Source organism: Clostridium sp. 1001283B150210_160208_E6 (assembly GCF_015669365.1).
Taxonomy (GTDB): domain Bacteria; phylum Bacillota; class Clostridia; order Clostridiales; family Clostridiaceae; genus Clostridium; species Clostridium paraputrificum.
Window position 1 is genome coordinate 252,194 of sequence record NZ_JADPAA010000002.1, and the last position, 23,516, is coordinate 275,709.

Sequence of the window (23,516 nt, forward strand, 5' to 3'; positions counted from 1 at the left end):
TCCTCCAATTTTCAAAAACTATTTCTTACTTTATACATGTACTTTTTTTAAATAATCTATATAAGCTTCAACTTTTTCACGTTCTTGTTCTACACCCATACCAATTACGATTTGGATGTGTTTACCTTTATCAACAATTCCAGAAGACTTGACCTTTTCTTTTAATACTTTAATGTTAACTTTATTTTCATCTTTTACATCAACACGTAATCTTGTGTAGCAATTAATGATGCTTTCAATATTGTCTGCACCACCTAAACCAGCAACGATATTTTGAATTTGTGGTTCAAATCCTGAATCAGAATTACCTACAATAGAATCAAGGACTGGCTCACTTACAACCTCGGATCCTTCACGTCCTAATGTTGGAATATTTAATTTCACTATTAATTTTTTAAAGACAAAATACTCTAAAACAGCAGTTACTATAAAGATTACTGGAATTAAATATTGATGACCTAAGCGTGTTGGAATTGCAAAACTATTGATAATCATATTTATTCCTGTATCAAACTGAATAGCAATACCTACTAGGTTTGTAATGAATAAACTCAATCCATATACTACAGCATGCGCTACCCATAAAACTGGTGATAAAAACAAGAATAAAAATTCTAGTGGCTCAGTAACACCAGCCAAGAAAGCTGTAGTTACAGTTGGAATTAAAATTGTAGCAACCTTCTTCCTATTTTCTGGACGTGCTGTTTTCCAAATTGCAAAGGCAATACCAATTGGTAAAGAAATTGAACCAAAGTTTGATAGATAACCTATCGATGGATGCATTGTTGTAATTTGACTTGCATTTCCTAATTCTGCTAACCAGATATTAAATGCACCGTTATACGTTTGACCCGCAATTTCTGCGATACCACCAAGTGGAGTATAAAAAATTGGCATCCACAAAAAGTGATGTAAACCTACTGGCAAAAGAAGACGATTTAAGAACCCATAGAAGAAGAACCCCACTGATCCCGCAGTTGTAGTTGTTTTAACCACTCCTTCAACTGCTGAATTAACTATTGGCCAAACATAAGTAATTCCTATTGCAAATAGAATTGTTGCAAATACGATTAAGATGTAAACAGACTTTGTACCAGCATATGGTGACAAATACTTATGTAGCTTAATCTCTCCGAATTTATTGACCATCCATCCTACGAACACACCTAAAGATATTCCTAGAAAAACTCCCATATCAGTTACTTGAATACCAAAGACCATTCCTTGTCCAGTACCATAAAGTCCTTGTTCTCCAGCAACAGCCAAGCGATCCGTAATTGTTAACCAAGAATTATTTGCATATAAAAATATTAAAAATGTAATAATTCCTAAAATTGCCGCATCTGTTTTATATTTTGGTTTTGCTAATGCTGCAGCAATTCCTACACAAAATATAACACTTAGTTGACCAATCATACCACCAGATAAAATATTAAAGATAAAATCCCCAATATTTTTTGTGAAGGTTGGCATAAATTCCAGTTTTAAAATTGCACAAACTGATAAAATAATTCCAGTCACCGCCATAAACATTACTGGCTGAATAATTGCTTTTGAAAAAATACTAGCTGATTTAACAAATTTCTCCTTCATATATATCTCCCCCTTTAATAGTATTAATTTAATTATTACAACTTTTAAAAAAGTTAATAATTAACAAATACTTATACATTTTTGTAACTACATGTAACAATCTGATTATCTGCAAATAGTTGCTTCATTTGAGAGTCACACAAAATTGATACTTCCTTCATCCTTTGAATATTGAATGAAGAATTGAAATACAGAATCTCATCTACATAAGCTGGATGAACCATAAGCTCTGTTATCTCATTATCCTCAACTTGATCAAGGACTGCTTGAACTTCCTCGAAACATCTAATTCGATTTTTTTCAAAGGGTATTGTTAAGTCACGAATTGCGGAATGATCCATTAAATCTAGAAATCCCTTAATTCCCTTCTGAACAGGTAAATCTATATTTTCTTCTAACTCAAAGACATTTCTAAAACACAAATGATATTTATCTGCAATTCTTTTCGTTATCTCCAAGTTTTCAGGAAATGTATGGGCATGATGATGACTATCCAAATGAGTCAGCTTAAGTCCATGATCCATTAAATAATCTATTTGATGAGACCATTCCTGAAAAATTTCTTCATCACACATTTCATTACGATGTTTTTTATATTCAGCTAGACTATAAAAATCTCCGTTTTCATCTATGAGTGACTCTCCTTTAGTTAAAGGTTTTCCACAAGTTAAGACAAGATGACCTCCCACTCCAAGATCTGGGTTTTCCTTAGCAAGCGTAATAGCTTCATCACATCCTGGCATATTTGCCATTAAAGTTGTAGAGGTCAGAATCCCTTCTTTATAAGCTTTTATGATTCCTAGGTTGACCGCTGAAGAGTATCCAAAATCATCAGCATTTATAATTACTTTTTTCATAATCTCCCTCTTTCATTAAAGACGATCTTTTAATTTAAAGAACAATAAAATCTAGATTTTATTAAGCTATTCTTTCATAACAGCTTAACAGATTTATTAAAGAAACTATATTCATACAATTGTATTTGCTTTCTTTATGTTAATAGTATATTATATAAAAAAAACGTAAACAACGCTTATACACTAGTATGGCTACGATTTCATTTTATGAATATATTTTCACAGGAGCGTGATATTATGTCCAAAATTTACTATTTAAATCGTTTGTTTCCCAACAGTAACTTTCGCGATGAAGATGAAAAAATAATAGAGAGCATTATAGAATCAATTAAAAGCAAAGCCATCATCGACATTCGTACTGTTGCACAAATGAACTATACCTCACAATCCTCAATCAGTCGCTTAGCAAAAAGAGCAGGCTTTAATAATTTTAAAGAACTCATTTTTTTCCTTTCAAAAGAATACTCACATAAGTCTACAAATCAATTGGAATACTTGCCTTTTGTGAGTGTAACTCAAGACTGGGATCAAATAGATAGTTATTTTAATGATGCTTTTTCTAATAAAAAAATCTACTTGTTTGGTGAAGGATTTTGTCAAACTCTAGTTAATTATACTTATCGTAAATTACTCTTAAAAAAAATTTATGCTATTGATTTAGAAGGTGTGGAAATCAGTTTGGTGTCAGATCAAACACCATATACCTTAATTACATTTTCTCAATCAGGCGAAAATAAAAACGGTTTGCTCAAAATGGATGAATGTAAGAATTATGGTGGTAAAGTTATTGCTTTGACAGCTACAGAACACAGTAGCTACACTGCCAAAAGTGACCTTTCCTTCATTGTAGAAAGTGGAAGAACTGGTATAGATCATGAAAATCAAAATTTAAATTACTTTTTTGGTAACTCTTTAAATTTAATGGAGTACCTTATAAATCGTTATACAAAAGCATAAATCTTTTTGATTTATGCTTTTTCAGTTTGTTGAAAAAGGGGCTATATCAAAAAAAATTTGATACAGCCCCTTTTTATTTACTAAATGTATTTTTTGAAAAATAATATTAATTATATTTTGATGACTAATTGTAAAATGAAATTGAACTAAATAAAAAACTCAAGAAGAGTTATTTGAGTTACACTTAGATCAAATATATTCAATTTAAGTAACTTCAAGTGTTTAAATCATAAATACAGATTAGTTCAATTTGTTATTGCAATTTATAATATTTATATACTTATATATTTTTATATTTATAACAATATATAAATATTTCTTTTTAGGTTAATCAGCTTTAATCAATTCAAATCTCTCTATACATATAGAATTTTACTAAAGCTATCCCAGATATCCTTTTTAATCTATAGTTTTCTAAAAATAAAAGAAGGATAATAAACATATCCTTCTCTTAACATAATTAAGCTATATATACTTTTCTAATTCCTCTGATCTCTTATAAGATTTCTGTATAATCTCATTTGGATATCCAATATACTCTAAAAGCCTTATGGCATTTCTAGTTTTAGAAACTCCCTTCTTTAATTTGTAATCAAAGCTTAATCCAGTATTATCATCTATATCTTCGCTAAAGTAATAAAACTCATACTCATCTTTAAGCATATCTGTTAATTCCCTGTCATGAGTAGCAACAATTGCAATAGCATTTCTTTCATTAATATAACTTAATATTTCCGCTGAAGAGGATATTCTTTCAACAGGATTTGTTCCTCTAAAAATTTCATCAATAGGACAGAATACAGTTACATCCTTTTCTAAAGCTTTAATTATTCTAAGTATTGATTCTGCTTCTGCTAAATAATAGCTTTTCCCAGCATTTATATCATCCTTAGGAGCAATAGATGAAACTATATTTAAAAAACATCCTTCATACTCTTTAGCCATAACAAAATTCATAGTTTGAGCTAGAACTATATTAGCCCCAAGCATTCTTAAAAAAGTAGATTTTCCAGACATATTTGTACCTGTAAGGACTATTCCTTTACCATTAATACTTATTGAGTTAGGTACAGGTTTTTTTAAAGCAGGATGTACCCCATCTACAACCTTTAATTTATTTTCATTAATGAATCTAGGTTTTGACAGTTTACTTTTATTGCAAGCCTTATAGCTAGCCATAGCTGTTAAAGCATCTAATTCACCTATTAAATAATAAATTCTATATATTTCACCTGCATTCTCTTCAATTTTGTCACTTATTTTATAGAAAGTAGTTTCTTCTAATAAAAAAGGTATTGATAATAACTCAAGTAATCCTCCAAAGGCATTAATAATTTTAATTACTGTAGTACCCTTTTTTAAATAACTAATATTCTCTAAGTTATACTTTAAGTTTTCTACATAGTGAGATATCTTAGGATCTTTAATTTTACATATCTTTTCACTAGTTATAAATAAATCACTTAAATAACTTAGTCCATGAGATTTAATTATTTCCCTCTCTTTTCTATTAATCTCTATAGTTACAAATACACTTACTAATAATAAAAGATTTAGTCTAGGTTCTTTAAAAATAAAGGCTAAAGCAATTAATGCTATAGGAATAAAATTTCCAAGAACCTTATATAACCAATACTTTTTCTTATTTACAGGTAATTTATCAGATATCATCTCTAACAATCTATTTTTCTTATCATGTCCTAACTTAAATAGATTAAATCTAATCTCTGTAGTTAAATCTTGATTTTCTATAAAATAATCTATTAATTCACTTCTTTTATTAAGTTTCTCCTCACTCATTAAAGGATTTTTAAAAATAGAATATAACACCTGTTCTCCAGGAGTGGAATATGTTTTATCTATCTCCTCATATATATCATTCATATTCAAATCATTCCAAGTTTGATCATCAATAGAATATTCATTTTCTTCACTAATATCACTTAAAACCCTTATTTTATCAAACTCTCTTGTTTTATTTTGTTCCTTCAAAAAGTCAACTCTTACATCATCTTTTAAGCTCATAATCACCCCTCCAATTTATTCTATATTATCACATAAAAAATGCACTTAACAATGTTTTACTTATATAAAGCAAAAAGGTGTAGAAAAATCTACACCTTTTTATGAAACACTGCAAACGATATAACATTATAAAATCATCTTGCCCGTTTGGGGAAACAGGTACTTAATCCTGGGAGAATTAACTACAAAGCAAGATTAATTTTATAATTTAATTATATAGTAATTTTTGCCAAGCTCAAGTAGGCAAAAGTCCCCTTTTTCTTAGGACCTTTTTCCTATTTTGTATGTACCCTTCTGTTATAATATTCCTCTATACCATTATTTATGGCAAAGATAGTAGCATGAACCCTATCTTCAACTCCTATCTTTTTAAATATAGTTGTTACATAATTCTTTATCGTTTTTTCTGATAAATATAACTTTTCTGCTATATCTTTATTTTTAAGTCCATTAGATATTTCAAGTAATATTCTAAGTTCTCTATTAGTTAATGAATCAAGTAAATTATTTGTCCCCTCAATATTTACATCATTAATAAATGAATCTATCAATGATTTATCTATGTATTTTCCACCAGCATATACTGTTCTAATAGCATTAGTTATTTCACTTCCAGCTGATTCCTTTAATACATATCCTGAGGCGTCTAAATCCATTGCTTCCCTTATTTTTCTTCTTTGTTTTTCAACTGTTAAAATAATAACTTTTATTTTATCATACTTCTTCTTTATGATTTTTAGGGTTTCTATTCCATCTAAACCATACATATTTATATCTAAAAGGACTATATCAACATCTATTCCTTCTATTTTTTTAATTAAGTCTTCTCCACTACTACTTTCTGCCACTATATTTAAATCATTTTCATGACTTAATATCTTGCTTAATCCTTCCCTGATTAAAGCGTGATCATCAGCTATTGCAATATTAATCATCTATCATACTCCCCCTAAAATAGGTAACCTTATCCTATACCTTGTTCCCTTATTCACTCTAGAATTAATGTCTACCTTACCACCTAATCCTTCTACTCTATCTAATATCCCCACTATTCCATATGATATTTTCTTTAGTTTTGATTCATGCACAACCTCATCTAAGTCAAAACCTATTCCGTCATCTGCAAAATTAATAAACAAGTACTCTTTTCCTTTTTCTATTAAAATATCTACATAATTAGCCTTAGAATGTTTCTTTACATTACATATAAGTTCTTGTACTATTCTATAGACACCTATTTCTATAGTATCATTACATTTATCGTAATTTAACATCTTAAACTTTATATTTACGTTACTTTCATCTGAAAAAGTATCAATTAAATCTTGAATTGATTCCTCTAAAGTTTGCTTTTCTAAATACGGTGGTCTTAAATTAAATATAATTCCTCTTACTTCTATTAGTGCTTTTTTTACTGTACTTTTCAACTCATCTATTTCTTGGAGCCCCCTCTCCAAGTCTTCCATCAATATTTTCTTGCAAAAGTCTATTCTCATTATTGAACTTGCTAAATATTGAGCTGGCCCATCATGAATATCTCTTGCTATTCGTCCTCTTTCTGCCTCCTGTATTTCTAGTACCTTTATAACCATCTCTTGATTGTTCTTTTCATTTATACTAGCAACTGTTTTGCCTAAATCACCACATAAATAGTTTAAAACTACATTTACTTGACATACAACACTTTCAGCTTCTTCAATGTTTTTAAGATAATTTTTTAAGGATATCTCAAGCTTATCCCTTTTTACCCTTAATTCACGCTCTTCTTTTTGTTTTGTTATATATCTTACTTTAGTTTCAAGAGCTTCGTTATAAACGCCCTTTACTACTTCGTCAGATACATTTAAATCAGCTGAAACCTTAGCTAGTTTGTTTCTCATCTCCCTATCCTTTTTTTCTAATTGGTCTACCTCTTTAATTGTCTGCTTTATATTAAATAAAATTATCTCTAATTCTTGCTTTTGATTTTCAAACTCATTTTTAAGATTCTCTGTAATATTAAATATTTTATCTTTACCTTCATTTATTTCTTCTATTACTTTTTCTAAAATTAAATTTATATCTTTTATACCATTACCCATTACATACCCCTTATTAAGTAAAATATTCTTCTAAGATAAAATATTCAATATTTTACTTAAAACTCCTTCTTTTTATATATAATTATATATTTTTACATATTTATCCACTATATTTATAAAATAAAAAAACTCACAATCGTGAGTTTTTATTTTTCATTATCTTTTATTATCTTGTTAATAATTTCAACTCTATCTTCTCCAAGAACCAATGATACCTTTCTATCAACGTTGCCATTCTTAACTAATCTCTCTTCATTTACTTCTATCATTTTTAAAATCTTTTTTTCTAAATCTTCATAAGACATTAGATCTTCTAAATAAGTATCAATTGCATCTTTTACGGCTGTAGCTAATTCTTTAGGATTTCTATAACTAACTCTCATCTTTAAGTACTCCTTATAATTTAATGTAACTTTCACTTAAAGTTTAACAACTGGATAATAAAAATGCAACACTTAAGATTTAATATAGATTTTTTATCATTTTATCTACTTACTTTACATATATTTTTATAAATAATATTAATGAGGTGATTTTAGAATGAATGAAACTAAAGTTTATAAGACATTAAATATATCTCTTCAATCAAAAAGGTATACAATAGTTCAAGATATTATAAATAGCTGGGATGATAATTTAACTAAAAGTGAAGTTGTTTGTGAAGATATTCTCGCTATGTATAAAATTAAACAGATACCTTGTTTAAAAGATATAGTTAACCTAATAATTAATAAGTCTGAACCTTTAACTAATATAAATGATAGTGAATATTTTCTTTCTCTTAATAAATCAATTATCAATTATTTTCAAGATAAGTATTCTAAAAATCCAGAAATAGCAATGACTAAGGAATCAAATGAATTAAGTAATTATAAAAATCTACTTAGTTTACTTATTGAATATGACCCAGCCCTTGCCATTAGCCTTATAAAGAAGCTAGATAGTTAAAAGAGGATAGACTAGGATAAAAAAATTTTCCTAGTCTATCCTCCTTTATAACAAGTGAATCATTAAATTAAACCTTCTAAATCACAATGAACTTCTTCTTTAACCTTGTCCCATTTAACTAAATATCCTTGTCCTTTTGAGCAAAAAATTGAAGTAGATGTGTATTCTATATCTGCATCTTTATTATATCCTCTACTTTCTATCACATCTTCCCAGTTATGACACTTATCATACCCATCATATATAAGACTAATACTACCTTTTCCCTTTGTAAATGCATTAAATTCATTACTATAATCCATAAATGTAGATACTGGCCCTCTCCCCTGTATAACTACCTTATTTTCATTTTGTCCTGGGGCATTAAAACTTCCACTTAATCTTTGTATATCTGAAATAATTCTTCCCATATATTCTATATCTGCACTAATTTTAAACCTATAGTATGGCTCTAAAAGAATATTTTCCACCTGTTCTAACCCCTGCCTTATTGCTCTATAGGTAGCTTCTCTAAAATCCCCTCCACTAGTGTGTTTCAAATGAGCTTTCCCTGTTAAGAGAGTAAATTTTATATCAGTAATTGGAGAACCTGTAAGTATTCCTCTATGCTCTCTTTCAAATACATGCGTTTTTACAAGATTCATCTGTCCTATATTTAAATTATCACTATGACACTTATTTTCAAATGTTATTCCTTTGTCCCTATTATTAGGTTCCATTAATAAGTGAACTTCTGCATAATGTCTTAACGGTTCAAAATGACCTGATCCAATAGCTTTTTCTTTAATGGTTTCTTTATATAAAATATTACAAGGACCAAATTCAATATCTAAGTTAAATCTTTCCTTAACTATTTCCTTTAAAATTTCAGTTTGAATCCTTCCCATAATATGAACATTTATTTCTTCAAACTCTTCCACCCATGTTACATTCAATAAAGGGTCCTCACTATTCAAAATCTTAAAGTAATTAAATACTTCTTTAGCATTGATATCATCATTAAATATTACCTTTGATACCATAATTGGAATAAAGTCATATACTATATTTTCTTTCTTATCCCCTATAGTTTCACCTGGATATAATTCTGTAACTCCTGCAACTCCAAATATATCTCCAGCCTCTACAGAATTAACACTCTTAAATTTTTCACCATTATAAATTCTAATATTACTAACCTTATCTTTTTTGTCTTTATATTTAATTTCATCCCTTACTTTAAGCTTCCCATTAGTACATTTAATAAATGTTATCCTAGTTTTATTATCTTCATCATATTTCACCTTATATACAGTACCTTTAAAGTCACCTTCATTATCATAACTTGTATATGTTAGATTATCTAAAGCGTATATAAATTCCTTCATACCTATATCTTGTAAAGCTGACCCTGAAAATACTGGATAAATTTTGCACTCCTTTATTTGATTTCTTAAAGCCCTAATCCACTCATCTTTACTATATTCACCATTTAAATACTTTTCAATTAGCTCATCATCATTTTCTGAAATTCCTTCAACTACCTCTTCACTTAGCTCCTCTTCTAAACTATTTTCTATGAAACAAATTTTATTAGAAAAGTTAGTTTTTATTTCATTTATAACCCTATCTACCTCTGCCCCTACCCTATCTGTCTTATTTATAAACATGAATGTAGGAATCTTATTTTTCTTTAATACATTCCATACTGTTTCTGTATGGCCTTGAATTCCTTCTACTGCACTAATTATTAATATGGCATAATCCAACATGGATATAGTTCTTTCCATTTCTGTAGAAAAATCAACATGACCTGGGGTATCTAACAAATAATATGTAGATTCACCAATGTTAAATATGGCATCATGGGAAAATACAGTTATACCACGTGACCTTTCTATATTATGATTATCTAAATATGAATTTTTGTAATCAACCCTTCCTCTAGTTCTTATACTATTTGTATGATAAAGTAATTGCTCTGAAAAAGTAGTTTTTCCCGCATCTACATGTGCTAATATTCCTATAGTTTTCTTCATATGATATATATCCCTTCTTTTATTACTTACTTTTATTATACAAAAAAATAATCCTAGTTTGAAAACCAAACTAGGATTATTTACTAAAAACTACTTATTTTCATCTATTAATTTTAAAATAGTTTCTTTACATCTTGATGCATGGCAGAATCCAGTACCTGCTCCTGTCTTTTCACTTACTTCATCAAAAGTTTTTGCACCATTCTTTATTGCTTCAACTATTGTTTCTTCTGAAACACCTTTACATAAACATACTGTATTTGACATATGCTCAACTCCTTTTCTATAGATATAATTTCTGCAAAAAAATTTTTTTTATTCTTCTATAGATATTGCTGCTACTGGGCAGTTTTCGCACGCTTCTCTTACAGCATCTTCAGTTCCGTCTACAACTTCACCTGCAACTGCTATTCCAGTATCTAATGAGAAAACTTCTGAGCATGTTCCTTCACATAATCCACATGATATACAAGTATTTTCATCAACGAATGCTTTCATAAAACTAAAACCTCCAAAATAACCTTTATAGCATTCCAAATCCGACTAGAATGCTCAACTATATTATCAATTAATAATTGTTATTTGTCAATACTTTATATCATTCCACTTCTGAAATTAGAGGATAATGATCTGAAGGATACTTTCCATTTTCATTATATGTTAGTATTTCAGTGCTTTTAATTGATAAATTATCTGTCACAAAAATATAGTCAATATGAATTCCCTTACTTCTTCCTTTAAACCTGCTCATTGTAGTATGATTATATATTTCTTTTTTGTAGTCCTGTACTGCTACAAACTTTTTGTTGTTATAGTTATATTTTCTTATTTCTTCTATAACTTTAGAATTTGGTGATGCATTAAAATCTCCCATAAGAATGGTTGGCATCTTTTCTTTATCTTCTTCATTTTCAATAAAACTTAGAATTTTCCTCACTTCATATACTCTTGATTTTGTAAACAAAAAATCTAAATGTGAATTACATATCCTGTACTTATTCCCATTATTGTCTCTTATCACAGCTGCTGTGCATATTCTAGGAAATACAGAATACCATCTAGAGCTACTTATTTTTTGTGGAGTATTAGAAAGCCAAAAAGTTTTATATTCTTCTACATGAAAGTCTCTAGCTATAAATATATCATTTCTTTCTACAAACATTTTTTTACTTCTTGGAGTTCCAACCACATAATAATCCTCTAATGCATCCACCAATTCTCTATGCATAACATTGCTTAACTCTTGCACTCCAATAATATCAGGCTTATATTTCTTTATAATATTTATTACCATATCTTTTCTATTTGACCATCTGTTATTAATATCTAAAATAAAATCACATCTTAAATTAAATGTCATTATTCTCATAAGAAAACCTCTTTTTAAAAAAATATTTTTACAGCACAATTTTTACTTAATTACATAGTATATAGTATAGTTAAAAGGGAGTAGTTATAACTATAGGGTCAACATACTGGTCGTTAGCGCCTGGCCTTATAACCCATTGGGTAACGAGACTTTTAGCACAATCTATTTAGGTTGTGTTAAAGGTCTTTTTTAATTCTTCAATTGTTTATTATACTTAACTACCTGTATTTATCCCCAGTTATTTTAGATATAGGTACTTTAAAAATTTATCCCTAATTAATAATAAAAAGTGGTAGACTCCCTACCACTAATTTTTTTCTCTATCTTCACCTATATGTTCTATTCTATACCCAATTTCTTTATTAGCATGCCTATATCCTTCATTTATCATATCCTCTTCTGAAATATTGCTATTTAAACAGTCTAAGGTTAATTGATATCCAGCTTTATAATACTTTTCAAGTAAAGAGTTTTCAATATCTTCTTGATTTCCTATAGAATAATCATGAAGAATATGTTTAACATTAAATCCTGCATCTCTTAGAGCTCTTCCAACCAGTATTGCTCTATGACACCTTATTGGATCTTGCATAGCACCAAGTAAGGCAATTCTATACCCTTTTTTACAACCATTTCTTAATCTTTCAATTCCCTTTATAAATTCTTCTTCCTTAACTACTTTCTCAAAATCTGAATATCCTTCATCATTATAAGAAACTTTATTTATACGTTTAGCAGCTAACTCTTTCGCCATATAAATATATATAAAACCTTCTCTTTCAAGAGTTTTTTGTATAGTTTCTTTATTATATTGGATATTGTACTTAGAATAAGGAGTACCTCTAATATCTACAACACAATTAATATTATAACGTCTTAGCATATCTATTAATCTCTCTACATCATAATTTGAATGACCTATTGTAAATATCTCCACACTAAAGACTCCCTTCTTTATATTAATATAATCTATTCTACTTGGGTTAATAGTCTTCTAGTTACATCTTTAAGCTTTCCTTCGCTAAAATCTTCATGAACTATAACAATTATTCCCCTTACATCATTATCGCTTTCATCCCATTTGTAGCTTTCAACATTAATAACAGAATCATCTGGCATGAACTCCTCTAAATCTGTACCAAGTTCAGTAAATAATCCTAATAATTCTTCAAATAGTTCATCTTCCGTTAGCTCATTAATATCATAATCATCTGATAATATTTCCTTTAAAATATCAGCAGATAAACTTAAATTTAAAGCTACTACATCCTCTCTCTTACTTCCTTTAGACATATCCTTTAACACTTTAAAATTACTATTCTCTTCTATTAATTTCTTAAAATCTAAACTGTCTACAACTCTATTTCCAAATGCTACGTACATATTAATTACTCCTTATTTATGCATATTTGCCATTTCAATATAATGAACGGAAGATTCTTTTATAGATCTTATTTCTTCCTCAGTTAATTCTCTTACTACTTTTGCTGGACTTCCCATACAAAGTACACCTGATGGTATTTTCTTATTTTGAGTTACTAAGCTTCCAGCTCCTATAATAGTATTTTCTCCAATTTCTGCTCCATTTAATATTACAGAACCCATTCCTATTAAAACATTATTAGAAATTTTACATCCATGTATAACACAATTGTGTCCTATAGTCACCTCATCACCAACTATAGTTGGAATCCCAAAATCATTATGTAATGTGCTATTTTCTTGTATATTAGTATTTTTTCCAATTATAGTTTTATCCATATCACTTCTTATACAAACACCATACCATATAGATGTATTTTCTCCAATAACCACATCTCCAACAACTGCTGCGTTTTCTGCAACAAAACAACTTTTATGAATATTAGGTATTTTTTCTCCAAGTCCTTTTATCATGCTTTCCTACCTCATTTATTTTTTTCTTAATTATATTACCACAAATTTTAATCTTTTATCTATATATTGTATAATTAAAATATATTTATAAAGGCGGGGGGAAATTTATGAGAAGTATATTAACTGTTACAACTTCAACTTTAATGGGTAACTATGAAATCGAAAAGTATTATGGATATATATCTATAAACTTTGTCACTGGAGCTAACTTTTTAAGGGACTGGTTAGCAGGATGGACTGACATTTTAGGGGGAGTATCAAAATCTTATACAAGGGAATTAGATGAATTAAAATCTATGGCAAGAAATGCATTAGAAAACAAAGCACGTTTACTAGACATGAATTGTATACTAGGGTTAAATATTGATTTAGAGCCCATCTTTGGTTCAAACTACTCAATGTTTATGGTTTCTGCTACAGGAACGGCTTGTAAAATCAATAATCTTATTAATGATGATGATAGTAATTCTGAAGAAGAAAATATCAAATTAGATTTATCAAGGTTATATTCAAACACACTTATTTCTAATGCTCCCTTAGACTTTTACAATTGCACTATAGATGAGGTTGAAGGATTTTTAGCATCATTACCAAGCGGAAGTGAAAAAATACTTGTAGACAAACTTATTAGAGAACTTGGAAATAACCAAGCTAAGAATATATTCTCCGGTTTTAAGGATAATATCGATTCTGTTACTGAGTTTCTAATGGGTAAAAATTTCTCTGAGGTATGTAAGTACGCAACTGATGATATAACAAAAGAAAAGGCTCTTTTTATTAAAACCTTCAATATTATTGACTATAGCTCTATATTAGAACAGTTTAGAAATTTAGATAATAATGATACAGAAATTGACCTTTTAGTTTCACTAACAGCTAAACCTCCTCTTGTAACAAAGGATAACTTTTATGCCTTAGGAGAGCTTATTGATTTATTAGAAAAAAAATATCAAAAGGATGTTACCATAAAATCTCAAGGTTTTGGAAAGAAAAAAGATACATGGATATGTAAACATTGTGGATCTCCAGTAGAAATGGATAGACAAAGTTGTTTCAATTGTAATTATGATAGATATGGTCTACCATCTAGAATTACAAGATATGTTGCAGGAGATGGACAAATATTTAGTTATGAAAAGAGGATATCGAATCTTAAATCCATTTATGAAATTCTAAAAAAATATTATAGCAATAAATAATTTACTTTGAAAAAAGTGGATGTATTAAAACTTTCTTTAATACATCCACTTTTTTGTTATATATCATAAATATCAGAAAATTCTATATTAATCTTTTCTTGTATTGCGGTCTCAGCTGCTCTATTATCATCATCATGCCATACATCATCTCTAACTAAATTAGGAATTTTAAATAAAAATGTACTACCTATTTCTGAACTATCTTCTAACATAACTTCCCCATTATGTTTGCTAATTATATCCTTAACTAAAGCTAAGCCTATTCCACTACCTTCTCTCTCCCTACTAAATGATTTATTACTTTGAACAAATCTTTCAAATATTACATCCTTTAAATGCATAGGAATACCTATTCCTGTATCTTTCACTCTTACATATACCCAAGTTTCATCCACTTGAATATCAACGAAAATTTCTCCACCTGTAGGAGTGAATTTAACAGAATTAGAAATAAGATTTAACATAACCCTTTCTATTTTTTCAGGGTCACATCCTACTATTAATTCCTCTATAGAAGTGTCAAACATTATATTTATATTTTTTTCTTCAACATACGGAACAGTAGACAATGTTATATTTTCAATTAAACTAATAATATCTATATTCTTAATTTTTATTTGCATTGCTCCTGTATCTAACTTGGAAATATCTATAAGGTTATTTACTAATCTTAACAATCTAAATGCATTTTGACTAATAGTTTTTTCGTATTTAATATAGTAGTTAGCTAAAGACTCATAGCCATTCTTTTTTTGATTATTTAGTAATTGAAGACATGAATAAATAATATTTATAGGTGTTCGAACCTCATGAGATAAGTTTGCAAAAAACTCTGCTCTTATTCTATCATATTCTTTAATTTCATTATATTTCACTCTTAGGGAATTTAGTTCTTCCTTCATTTCTAGACTTCTAGATACAACAACATATCCTTTAAATTCACTGTTAATACGTTTAAAAACAGATTCTACTCTTACACTTTTCCCATTCTTACATAATATTTTATGTTTTATTATATCACTATTTTTAATATTATTAATTGCGAATATATCTCCATCATCCCTTTTTAAAAATTCTTCATACCTATGCCCTACTAGCTCCTCTACTTCAAAGCCTAAACTTTCTATAGCTGAGGTATTAGCAAAAGTAATTATTCCACTTGTATCAATAGTAATAATAAAATCTAATATATTCTCTGTTACACTCTTCAGCCTATTTTCACTTATTTTTAACTTATCTATGGCCTCACATTTATCAGTTTTATCTATAAAGTTTCCTATTATCCACTTTGAATCATCTGTTACTACCTTTTGAAGGTGTACCTCATAATATTTCTTCAACTCACTAAAATACAGTATATTCGAGTAAGTACCATTTTCTTCGAGTACCTTTTTTATATTTTTAGAGAGATCTTCATTGATGTTGAATATAGATATTTTCTCCAATCTATTATACTGATCTTCTAGGGTTATCCCCTCATCAATAACTCCTCTTGCCAATTCATTTGCATATACAATTTTATAATTATCGTTGTACACCAAGATATTACTTTGTAAATTCTTTTCATTTGCAGCATAAAAAACATTTAGATTATGTTTTAATTGATCAGACTCTTTAACTCTAAAAATCATTTCATAAAACAAACCTATTATTATTACCAAAAAGGCCATAAATGTTAATACATATCCAAGCACGCTTATATTATAAGGATATTTATTATACAATATAAAAATATATAAATTCTTTACGGTTAATATATTTATACTTGCTCCAAATATAGAATAAATAATTCTCTTTGTATTTATACTATTCTTAAATAATATAAATACTAGTATAAAGTGGAATAAGATTAATCCCCAAACTAAATAAGAAAATATTCTTTCACTTACTATATCTCCATAACTTATTATTTTATCTATTCCTCCAAATATTATTAATAAGGACATAAAAGATACTAATATACAGGATAATAGCTTATTCTTTAATATATACTTAAATAATATATTTTTCTTATATACTATAAAAGATAATAGAAAACCTTCATACAGGTATATAGCCGTTATTGTTATAAATCTATCCCTTATCGCTACTTCCCAATAATTTCCCAAGACATTGATTATAATAAACTCAATAGTCATCATTGTATATACTTGGCTTATTATAAATATATCGTCTTCTTTATAAATATAGTAAAATGTGTAACAACATATTAATGAAAATATAGCCAAGATTATGTCACCGTTTATTACAAGACTCTCTATATTAGATTCTTCTATTACTTTTGCATTTCCAAAAAATAATATTAATATTGCCACTAAGTTAAAACAGATTATAGAAAAAATAATTGAATATATAGTCCACTTAACACCCATGTTATCTTTATATCTATCCTCATTTAAAAACATATATTCCCACCTCTTGTTTTTCTATTTAGTAAACTTAAAATTCATATTTGTAATTTCATATCTTCCATTATTAATATTTATCTTAAAGAAAGACTTTCTTTTCTTATTTTCTTCTATAAATAAATTATAAAATTCCTCTTCATTTATACTTTTACAAATAGATTTTAAGTTCTCCAAATTCCACCTATAATAATCCCTTTCTACACTTCTTAATACTTCCTTCTTAGATATATTCTCAATAATAGGTCCACCCAGGTCTCTTTGCAGATTTAAAAGAGTTTTATTATTAGTTCCTCCATCTAAAATACAAAAGTATCCGTAATCTGTAGTGCTTCTAATTAATCTTCCATAAACTTGTTTAACTTTTATACAAAGTTGTGGATAGTTAACATATCTATAGTCCTTTTTTCTATAATTAACTATTGCTTTTAATAATGGATCTTCAATAGATTTATTTGGTATCTTATCCAAGATAACTGATGTTAATGCATCTCCAGGTAAATCAATCCCTTCAAAAAAGCCCTTACTTCCTAATATAATAACTTGTCTATCTATATCACTTAAATATCTTATAGCCTTTTTATTTGAATGTACCTCTATTTTACTTCCTTTTACAAGTTCATTAAGTCTATCCTCAACAGCTTGTTTTCTTAAATTATTAGTAAATAGTACTAGTATGTGACCATTTAGCTTCACAGCCATTTCATATATAAACTTAGAAGAATTTTCTATAAAATCTCTACTATTATACCTTCCAATATCCTTTAAAGTAATTATCCTAGTTCTATCTCTTAAGTTAAAAGTAGGCGGAACCACCCACTCCTTTGCTTCTTCCTGACCTAATATAGACTTAATTCTTGAAAACGAATTATTAATTCTAAGTGTTGCAGACAAAAATGTAACACTTTTTACATCCTTTAATATCTGTTCATTAAATAATTCATCTACATTTAATGGTATGTTTCTTATTCTAAAATAACTGTTATCTTTTGATACCTCAAACTCTTTTGCGGTATTTCCTTTTCCTTCTGACTGTTCTATAAATGAATCTAGAGTATCAAAGGAAGACTTTAGTTTTAAAATATAGTTTGTTACCATCCTATATTCATGTTCTTCCTTACCTTCCTCCCCCTCTAAGGTTATGTTATTAAAATATTTATTTAACACTGAATATAAAGCATATATATTTTCTTTTAACTTAGATATATATACATCTAACCCTTTCAGCTTTTCCTTAATATGAGATTCAGCTAAGACATATTCTACTTTAAAATTATATTCATCATTAGGTAGCTCTGCATTACTTAAATAAGCCAATATACCTTGAATATCTAAATTTATTTGTGATACCAAATACTTCAATTTATCTAAATCTAATACTTCCCTATATCCTAAAGATGCATTTAAATAATTTAAAATTCTAAAGATAGAAGGTTCCTTTCCATATAAGTACTCTAGCTGTTCTTCTAACCCTTTAGATTCAAATTCATCTGCAAAAAAGTCATAGCACTTATCCATTAAATTATGGGCCTCATCTATTATAAGATGAGTAATCTTTTTCTTTTCACTATATGGCCAACTAGCAAGTAGGGAATGATTTACAACTGTTATATTTTCTTGTGGTAATTCATTATATCTCTTTCTTAAATAGCACTTTTTGTAGCATCTATCTAAATTACATTCATCACTATCACACAGAAACTTATTTATATCTCCATCTAAATTAAAATGATTAAAGGCAAATTGAGATACTTTTTCAATATCCCCATACTCACCATCTTCACATAGTCTTTTTAAAAAGACCTCTCTTAAATTTTCTATTAAGTTACCAGTGACTTCACTATTTTTAGCTAATCGTTCTGGGCACAAATAATTTCCTTTTCCTTTTATATATCCAAACTTTATCTTATCACTTAACCCAAGCATCTCTAATATACTGGGAATATCTCTATCAATAAGTTGATTTTGTAACTCTTTAGTATCTGTAGAAATAATAAAGGATGCATCTTCAACCTTATGTGTACTTAAGTTTTTATAACATTGAAGTATTCCTATAAGCAAATATGCAAAGGTCTTACCGCTTCCTGTTGGAGCCTCTATAAATATACGTTCTTCCCTCTCGATGGTTTCTCTTATCTTAAATGAAAACTTCTCTTGCTCTTCTCTATACTGATAATTAAACTCACCGCCTCTATTCCATATATCCTTCCTTCTTAACAACTTTTCAAATTCATTATAAGGAATTCTCTTCTTAGTATCTTTAATTTTAACTTCTTGTTTTTTATTATATTTAACATAATTAAATTCATTATAATTAAAAAACAGTGGTTTCTGTACATACTCTGCCCATCCCCATTTTTCATGGATGTCATAATCAAGTTTTAATATATTATATAAACTAATATTTTTCTTTTTATACCCTTCTTCCTTATCCCACAATCTACATAAAAATGCATTAAGTACATAAAGGATATTTTTTGCTTTATTTATATTCTCAAACTCAATTGATGTAACTTCTTTTATTAAACTTATAACTCTATAATCCCTTCTCCAAGGTTCTAAAATGGAGCAAAGTTCCCTTAAATCTAAAACTTTATTCTTTATATCACTTATATATTTTTCTAAAAGTCTCTTTGTAAATGAAGCATCCTCACATATTATTGGGAGCACTTCTATAAATGATATTAACTTTTTTACATCTTGTACTTTATTCTTTAAGGAAGTAGAGAAAACTTCAACAATACCTTCTTTTACTTTGACTCCATCTATTCTTATTATTTCTGAGTATAATGGATCAAAGGATGTAGCATCAATATGAAGATATACTACATTATTTAAAATACTATTATCCATAACCCTACTCCTTTCTTTATACATACCTTAGTATTTTACAAGAACTACTCAAATAAGTAAAATATTATTTTTTAGCTAAAAAAAGTGGAGTGGATATTCATTTTGCTTGTTCCGTCGCTACACTCCAAGTCACATCAAAACAAATATCCCCCCACGCCTACTAAAGGCAAGGAAATTATGAAATTATTATCTTTTATTCTATATTTTCTTATATGAAATTTTAATAAACCCTTTGATTTATAGAAAATTAAAATTTTATACTTTCCTAGACGCTAAAAATAGTCCTATCAAAAAACTTGATAGAACTATTTCTTAAATAAAACTACTTTACTAATTTCTTTGTATCTCTTGCTATAACTAATTCTTCATTAGTTGGTATAACAAATGCTTTTACTGTAGAATCTTCAGTAGAGATTTCTCTTACTTTTCCTCTTACATTATTCTTTTCTTTATCAACCTTAACTCCTAAGAACTCTAAACCTTCTAGGCAAGCTTCTCTAGTTTCAGGACCATTTTCTCCAACACCAGCTGTAAATACTATAGCATCTACACCACCCATAGCAGCTGCATAAGCTCCTATTTGTGTTCTAATTCTGTAGTGATATATATCTAAAGCAAGTATAGCTCTTTCGTCTCCCTTAGCTGCTGCATCTTCAATATCTCTAAAGTCTGAGCTTACACCTGAGATTCCAAGTACACCTGATTTCTTATTTAATAATGTATTTACATCTTCTGTTGAATATTTTAATTCATTTATTAAGTATAAAACTATTGCAGGATCTATGCTTCCTGATCTTGTTCCCATTACAATACCATCAAGTGGTGTGAATCCCATTGTAGTATCAATTGAAACACCATTTTTAACTGCACATAAAGATGCACCATTTCCAAGATGACAAGTTACTATCTTAAGATCTTTTATATCTTTACCCATAACTTCTGCAACTTTATTTGATACATACATATGTGAAGTACCATGGAATCCATATTTTCTTATTCCATTTTCAGTGTATAATTCATATGGTAATGCATAAAGGAAAGCTTCCTTTGGCATTGTTTGATGGAATGCTGTATCAAATACTGCTACCATTGGTGTATTTGGCATTAACTCTTCACATGCTTCTATACCAATCATGTTTGGTGGGTTATGTAATGGAGCTAACTTATAGCATTCTTCAATTGACTTCTTAACTTCCTCAGTTATTAATACTGATGAAGCATATTTTTCTCCACCATGTACTACTCTATGACCAACTGCAGTAATTTCATCCATTGATTTAATTACACCATGTTCACCATCAACTAAAGCCTTTAGTACTATTTCAATAGCTTCTTTATGGTTCTTCATAGGAGTCTTAACTATATACTTATCTTTTCCTTCAACTTTTTGTGTTAAAACTGACCCTTCAATTCCAATTCTTTCAACTAACCCTTGTGCTAGTGAGTTCTCTGTTTCCATATCAATTAATTGATACTTTAAAGATGAACTACCACAATTAATTACTAAAACCTTCATGTTCAATTCCTCCAACTTCATTGTCTTTTATGCTATAAAAGCACTAAATAATTATTATTTCTTATAATGATACATATCTAAAATACCACTTATATTCTTGACATAATATCATTAAATAATTCATTTCTAAATCGTTTCCATCAATGTAAAATATATCCTGATAACTACTATCAACAATACCTTTATAATAATGGGTAAAACCCCTGTAGTCAACAGTTTTAACCTGTTTTTTAATGTTAAGTTTTTAACATACATACTGTACTAATTATATTTAAAATTTTGTTATAGTAGCAAAAAAAGAGAGTAACTAGCACTCTCTTTAAAAAACATCTTATTATTCAGGTAATGACCTATGCCCTATTCCTATTACAACTTCATCTAAATGCAATAGTCCAATACTTAAAAAAATACATACAGAAATATGTTCCCCTTTTCTTGCTATACCTATTTTCCCACCTACATTTTGTGCATTTGCTCTATTACTTACTTGCATTAATGCATCTCTAGTTGCACCTATTACTGCACCTTCATGAAGATGTTCATCTCTAATTAGGTTATTCCTTTTAGATGCCACTAAGGCTCTTTCAAGAATTATATGAATTGATTCATTAATATTGCCACCAACATTAACTGCTGTAACCTTTACTCCTTGCTTAAAATAGCTTTCTTTTAAAATTTCTTCCTCATCTCTATTACTAATTGCCATTCTGGTAGCAATTCTTGCAACTTCTGTACTATTTTGATTTGCCATTTTATATTCTCCATCCTAAGTATAATATTTTGTTATATAACTGATAATGAAAAAACTGTACATTCTTCTATTGCTAAGAAAACATTAATTTCATCACTTACATTTATATCAATTAAATCAGCCTTTAACTCCTCAACATATTTATTTAGTAATAAACCTAAAGAAATTATTATCCTTAAATCTCTATTCATAAAATATCTATATTTCTTAGTATTTTTCAAAGAATTATAAACATCCTTTAATTCTACACAAAAGCTTTCAGGATCTTCTACTAACATAGTAGCTAGTCCCAATAATGGATATGCTTTACCTGGGATTTCGAATAACTCTGATTTTATATTGCATATTATATTTAATGCTTTTTCAACTTTTGTTTCAACATCATCTTCATCTATCATCAGCAATGTTGAAAAACTTTTTATATCTACAGAACTTTCTCTTCCTGTTACCTTCAATATATTTTCTATTTCAGTAAGTTCTTTTGTTATTCTATCAATACTTCTATTGGTACATGATAAATTTGCATAACTTATATAATCATTATCTTTTAGACTACTATTTATATCAATTATTCTATTGATTCTATTGTCTAATTCTTTACCAGAAAACCTTTTTGCAAGCATTAATGATGCAAAGGCAGCCTTCTCATTTCCTTTAAACCCATTTTGGATTAATCTTTCATATACATATAATGTATTATTAAATACTTGTACATAATCATCCCTATCATCTAACATAATAGAACAAATTTTATTAAATACACCTTTAAAAGGATAAGGCAGTTTTCTACTGTCTAAATACTTTCTAACTTCTTTTATTTTCTCTAAAGAAAACTCTTTATCTGTCCTAACATATAGCAATGCCTCAAAGTGATTAAGAAGATTTCCATCCCACCTTAATGCCTTTCTAATATCATTATAATTGTCAGAAAGTAAGTCTACCTTACTCCTCAGCTCAACGTCCATATCATCATCCTTTTTTATTCTTATATATTTTCATTATAATAATACCATATATTTGATAATATTTGAATTCTATATTTTTAACA

General features: G+C 28.2%; 21 protein-coding genes. 3 read left to right on the forward strand and 18 right to left on the reverse strand.

The genetic code is table 11. The annotated features are described in order from the left end of the window. Positions 1-30 precede the first annotated feature (30 nt). Both I4V16_RS03930 and I4V16_RS03935 read right to left on the reverse strand, forming a co-directional pair. Positions 31-1,593 carry a PTS transporter subunit EIIC gene (locus I4V16_RS03930; RefSeq protein ID WP_049179025.1) on the reverse strand — a complete coding sequence of 521 codons (1,563 nt, stop codon included), beginning with the start codon at positions 1,591-1,593 and terminating at the stop codon, positions 31-33. A gap of 71 nt (positions 1,594-1,664) precedes the next feature. Then, positions 1,665-2,450, reverse strand: coding sequence for a carbohydrate deacetylase (locus I4V16_RS03935; protein ID WP_049179024.1), 786 nt, complete (start codon positions 2,448-2,450; stop codon positions 1,665-1,667). Between the two features lie 237 nt (positions 2,451-2,687). Between I4V16_RS03935 and I4V16_RS03940 the strand changes: the two genes are divergently transcribed. Next, a complete protein-coding gene (locus tag I4V16_RS03940) occupies positions 2,688-3,407 on the forward strand; it encodes a MurR/RpiR family transcriptional regulator (RefSeq protein WP_049179023.1) in 720 nt (239 codons plus the stop codon). Positions 3,408-3,872: 465 nt separating this feature from the next. Here the strand turns inward: I4V16_RS03940 and I4V16_RS03945 are convergent, their stop codons facing one another. The 4 genes from I4V16_RS03945 to I4V16_RS03960 form a co-directional block, all read right to left on the reverse strand. After that, on the reverse strand, positions 3,873-5,432 hold the full coding sequence (locus I4V16_RS03945; protein WP_049179022.1) for a DNA mismatch repair protein MutS: 1,560 nt from the start codon (positions 5,430-5,432) through the stop codon (positions 3,873-3,875). 275 nt (positions 5,433-5,707) lie between these two features. Then, positions 5,708-6,367, reverse strand: coding sequence for a response regulator transcription factor (locus I4V16_RS03950; RefSeq protein WP_049179021.1), 660 nt, complete (start codon positions 6,365-6,367; stop codon positions 5,708-5,710). 3 nt (positions 6,368-6,370) lie between these two features. Next, the gene (locus tag I4V16_RS03955) at positions 6,371-7,513 is read right to left on the reverse strand and encodes a sensor histidine kinase (RefSeq protein ID WP_049179020.1); all 1,143 of its coding nucleotides are present in this window, start codon (positions 7,511-7,513) and stop codon (positions 6,371-6,373) included. A gap of 146 nt (positions 7,514-7,659) precedes the next feature. After that, the gene (locus I4V16_RS03960) at positions 7,660-7,896 is read right to left on the reverse strand and encodes a TIGR04540 family protein (RefSeq protein WP_049179019.1); all 237 of its coding nucleotides are present in this window, start codon (positions 7,894-7,896) and stop codon (positions 7,660-7,662) included. A 157-nt stretch (positions 7,897-8,053) separates the two neighbouring features. Here I4V16_RS03960 and I4V16_RS03965 point away from each other — a divergent pair, with 157 nt between their 5' ends. Further along, complete coding sequence (locus I4V16_RS03965) at positions 8,054-8,461, forward strand: hypothetical protein (RefSeq protein ID WP_195617484.1); 408 nt, start codon at positions 8,054-8,056, stop codon at positions 8,459-8,461. Positions 8,462-8,523: 62 nt separating this feature from the next. Here the strand turns inward: I4V16_RS03965 and I4V16_RS03970 are convergent, their stop codons facing one another. The 7 genes from I4V16_RS03970 to I4V16_RS04000 form a co-directional block, all read right to left on the reverse strand. Further along, positions 8,524-10,479, reverse strand: coding sequence for a TetM/TetW/TetO/TetS family tetracycline resistance ribosomal protection protein (locus I4V16_RS03970; protein ID WP_111937882.1), 1,956 nt, complete (start codon positions 10,477-10,479; stop codon positions 8,524-8,526). 90 nt (positions 10,480-10,569) lie between these two features. Then, positions 10,570-10,746 (reverse strand): (2Fe-2S)-binding protein, encoded by a 177-nt coding sequence (locus I4V16_RS03975; protein ID WP_027097418.1) that lies wholly within the window; start codon positions 10,744-10,746, stop codon positions 10,570-10,572. 48 nt (positions 10,747-10,794) lie between these two features. Beyond that, positions 10,795-10,977 carry a ferredoxin gene (locus I4V16_RS03980; RefSeq protein ID WP_049179016.1) on the reverse strand — a complete coding sequence of 61 codons (183 nt, stop codon included), beginning with the start codon at positions 10,975-10,977 and terminating at the stop codon, positions 10,795-10,797. A 100-nt stretch (positions 10,978-11,077) separates the two neighbouring features. Next, the gene (locus I4V16_RS03985) at positions 11,078-11,848 is read right to left on the reverse strand and encodes an endonuclease/exonuclease/phosphatase family protein (RefSeq protein WP_099329810.1); all 771 of its coding nucleotides are present in this window, start codon (positions 11,846-11,848) and stop codon (positions 11,078-11,080) included. 307 nt (positions 11,849-12,155) lie between these two features. Continuing rightward, on the reverse strand, positions 12,156-12,785 hold the full coding sequence (locus I4V16_RS03990) for a DUF488 domain-containing protein (RefSeq protein WP_099329809.1): 630 nt from the start codon (positions 12,783-12,785) through the stop codon (positions 12,156-12,158). Between the two features lie 32 nt (positions 12,786-12,817). Beyond that, complete coding sequence (locus tag I4V16_RS03995; RefSeq protein ID WP_049179014.1) at positions 12,818-13,231, reverse strand: hypothetical protein; 414 nt, start codon at positions 13,229-13,231, stop codon at positions 12,818-12,820. Between the two features lie 12 nt (positions 13,232-13,243). Further along, positions 13,244-13,744, reverse strand: a complete 501-nt coding sequence (locus tag I4V16_RS04000) for a gamma carbonic anhydrase family protein (protein WP_099329808.1) — start codon at positions 13,742-13,744, stop codon at positions 13,244-13,246. 107 nt (positions 13,745-13,851) lie between these two features. Here I4V16_RS04000 and I4V16_RS04005 point away from each other — a divergent pair, with 107 nt between their 5' ends. Next, positions 13,852-14,943, forward strand: a complete 1,092-nt coding sequence (locus tag I4V16_RS04005; RefSeq protein ID WP_099330183.1) for a heavy metal-binding domain-containing protein — start codon at positions 13,852-13,854, stop codon at positions 14,941-14,943. Between the two features lie 56 nt (positions 14,944-14,999). Here the strand turns inward: I4V16_RS04005 and I4V16_RS04010 are convergent, their stop codons facing one another. From I4V16_RS04010 to I4V16_RS04030, 5 genes are all read right to left on the reverse strand, one after another. Beyond that, positions 15,000-17,348 carry a PAS domain-containing sensor histidine kinase gene (locus tag I4V16_RS04010; RefSeq protein ID WP_053089765.1) on the reverse strand — a complete coding sequence of 783 codons (2,349 nt, stop codon included), beginning with the start codon at positions 17,346-17,348 and terminating at the stop codon, positions 15,000-15,002. A 21-nt stretch (positions 17,349-17,369) separates the two neighbouring features. Next, positions 17,370-20,201 carry a helicase C-terminal domain-containing protein gene (locus I4V16_RS04015; RefSeq protein WP_065423225.1) on the reverse strand — a complete coding sequence of 944 codons (2,832 nt, stop codon included), beginning with the start codon at positions 20,199-20,201 and terminating at the stop codon, positions 17,370-17,372. A gap of 322 nt (positions 20,202-20,523) precedes the next feature. Beyond that, the gene (locus I4V16_RS04020; RefSeq protein ID WP_049180298.1) at positions 20,524-21,717 is read right to left on the reverse strand and encodes an acetate kinase; all 1,194 of its coding nucleotides are present in this window, start codon (positions 21,715-21,717) and stop codon (positions 20,524-20,526) included. 334 nt (positions 21,718-22,051) lie between these two features. After that, positions 22,052-22,468 carry a HutP family protein gene (locus tag I4V16_RS04025; RefSeq protein WP_049180297.1) on the reverse strand — a complete coding sequence of 139 codons (417 nt, stop codon included), beginning with the start codon at positions 22,466-22,468 and terminating at the stop codon, positions 22,052-22,054. 32 nt (positions 22,469-22,500) lie between these two features. Further along, on the reverse strand, positions 22,501-23,433 hold the full coding sequence (locus tag I4V16_RS04030) for a DUF4003 family protein (protein ID WP_049180295.1): 933 nt from the start codon (positions 23,431-23,433) through the stop codon (positions 22,501-22,503). Positions 23,434-23,516: the final 83 nt, after the last annotated feature.